This window comes from Streptomyces sp. NPDC057654 (assembly GCF_042800135.1).
Taxonomy (GTDB): Bacteria; Actinomycetota; Actinomycetes; order Streptomycetales; family Streptomycetaceae; genus Streptomyces.
The window spans coordinates 5,910-8,352 of the sequence record NZ_JBHVHQ010000350.1 but is presented as its reverse complement, the minus strand read 5'-3'; the positions used below and the strand labels follow the sequence as shown (position 1 = coordinate 8,352).

The following is a 2,443-nucleotide window of genomic DNA, read 5'->3' as shown; positions in this document are numbered from 1 at the left end:
AGCGCGCGGGGCGTGGACGCGGACGTCGCGGCGCTGCTGCCGCGCCCCGCCGCGGAGAGCGACAAATACCGGCGCGGCGTCGTCGGCGTCGTGGCAGGCTCCGCCCGCTACCCCGGCGCGGCCGTCCTGACTGTCGCGGGCGCCCTGCGCGGCGGCGCCGGAGCCATCCGCTACGTCGGCCCCGGCGCGGACGCGGTCATCGCCCGCTTCCCCGAGTGCTTCGTCTCGCCGGGCCCGCCGAAGAAGGCGGGCCGCGTACAGGCGTGGATCATCGGGCCGGGCCTGGGCGACGGCGAGGAGGCGCACCAGGCGATGGCAGACGTCCTGGCCTCGGACGTGCCGATCCTGGTGGACGCGGACGCCCTGCACCTCCTGCCGCCGCCCGAACGCCTACGGGCCCGCAGCGCCCCGACCATCCTGACCCCGCACGCGGGCGAGGCGGCGGCGCTCCTGGGCACGACCCGCGAGGAGGTGGAGGCGTCCCGCCTGTCGTCCGTACGGGCCCTGGCCGACCGCTACGGCGCGACGGCCCTCCTCAAGGGCTCCACCACCCTGATCGCCACCGGCGCCCGCCCCGTACGGACCAACCACACGGGCACCGGCTGGCTGGCCACGGCCGGCAGCGGCGACGTCCTCTCCGGCGTGACCGGCTCCCTCCTCGCCGCCGGCCTCACCCCCCACGACGCCGCCTCCACCGGCGCCTACCTCCACGGCCTGGCCGCCCGCCACGTGGGCTCCCGCCCGCTCACGTCGGTGGAGGTCGCGTCAGCTCTGACGGAGGCGTGGCGGGACTTGACGTCCTGACGCCAGGGGCTACGCCCTTGGCGCCCTCCCCGGACCGGCCCGGCTCGCGGTCAGCCGTCGTTCACGCCGAACGGCGGCTACTCGGTCACGCCCAGGTGAGCAGCCATTTCCCTTATGTCCTGAGTCAGCGTCCGTTTCCGCGACCTGAGGATGTCGCTCACGATGTAACGGGCCATGGACTGGTGCTTCAGCCACTCGCCCGAGGAGCGGCGGAGCTGGTCCAGTTCCGCCATGGCGTCCTGGTGGGAGCCGAGGGCCACATGGGCCTTGGCCACGTCCAGCCGGTGCCGGTCCCAGCTGGTGGCGGTCGGCTTGCCGTAGTTGCGTACGGCCTTCCGGCTCAGCAGGCCGTCGTCCGCGCGCCGGAGCACCCCTCGCACGTCGCCCGTGACCGACAGATCCTCGACGGCCTTCAGCTCCGCCGTGACAGGACCGAACGACCCCCAGTGGGACGGGAAGTCATGCTGTTCCGCGTCCAGCGCGCTCGCGGCCGCCGCCGCCATCCGGCGCGCCTCCCGGACCACATCGGGCCGGTTGTTGCGGACGGCCGCGGCGGCGACCCGCAGAGACAGCTCACCCCAGACGGCCAACTGCCCGGGAGCGGCGTCCGAGATGCGCGGCTCCATGTCCGCCGCCGTGACGGCGGCCAACTGTTCGCTCTCGTCGAAGCGGTCCTGCCGCAGCAGCAGCCAGCACATGCCGACCACCCCGGTGGCGGCGGTGAGCGGCTGCTCCGCCTCCCGGGCGAGCCGAATGCCCTCCGCGAGCGCGTGATACGCCATGTCGTACTGCCGGACCTGCGTCAGGTACTTCCCCGTCAGCAACAGCGCCTGGGCCCGCACGACCACCGCGTCCCGCCGCTCCTCACCGTCCGCCGCCGCCACCGTCGCCTCCGTGGCCCGCAGCAGTCCGGGCAGTCTCTTCGCCACGGAGTCATAGCGGTCGGCGTAGTAGAGCGCGTGCCCGTCCTTGACCTCCCGCCGCAGGACGGCGAGCTCCCCGGCCTCCCCGTGGTCGGAGAGTGTCGCGGCGATACCCACCGGAGGCATCAGCGCCTTGCGCAACTCGACGAGGTGGCGCAGGTTCGCCTCGTCGCCGGTCACCGGCAGCGGGGCCTCCGTCGCGAACAAGGCCGACGTCGTGACGCCGAGGGCCCGGGCCAGCGCGTGCAGCGTCTCCACGCGGACGTCCCCGCCCTGCTCGACCTTGCGCACCACGGCCGGCGAGAGCTCCGCCTCATGAGCCAACGCCTCTTGGCTCAGACCAGCCACCCGCCGGTACTTCCTGACGTTGTCGGCCAACCCTGTCGTCATAGGATCACCGCTCCCCTCACACCCACGGTATGCCCGCTCCCACCCCCACGACGCGAACGCGCCCACGCCCAGGGGGCGGGCGAAGCCCCACCCACCCCACGTACGGGGACGAGCCCGGCCGCGGGGCAGGGACGGGAGGGGGTGGGGGCGCAGGGGTAGGGGTCCGGGACGCTGACGTGTATTTGCGGGTCGGCTTGCGGGAGAGGTCAGCCTTGGCAACACGCCGGCCGGCCCGTAAATATGCGGTCCCGGACCCCTGCCCCCGCGGCCCCCCCCCCCCCCCCCCCGCCCCCCCCCCCCCCCGGGCCCCCCCCCCCCCCCCCCCC

General features: G+C 74.6%; 2 protein-coding genes. One reads left to right on the top strand and one right to left on the bottom strand.

Going from position 1 to position 2,443, the window contains the following annotated elements; genetic code table 11:
• The coding region (locus tag ACFU99_RS23980; protein WP_384395198.1) for an NAD(P)H-hydrate dehydratase at positions 1-804 on the top strand (804 nt) is incomplete at its 5' end.
• A gap of 77 nt (positions 805-881) precedes the next feature.
• Here ACFU99_RS23980 and ACFU99_RS23975 read toward each other — a convergent pair.
• Positions 882-2,117, bottom strand: coding sequence for a helix-turn-helix domain-containing protein (locus ACFU99_RS23975; protein ID WP_384395196.1), 1,236 nt, complete (start codon positions 2,115-2,117; stop codon positions 882-884).
• Positions 2,118-2,443 lie beyond the last annotated feature (326 nt).

Bases quoted from the DNA above. Each gene is read 5' to 3' on its own strand.
- ACFU99_RS23975 (WP_384395196.1), bottom strand. From the start codon at position 2,117: ATGACGACAGGGTTGGCCGACAACGTCAGGAAGTACCGGCGGGTGGCT.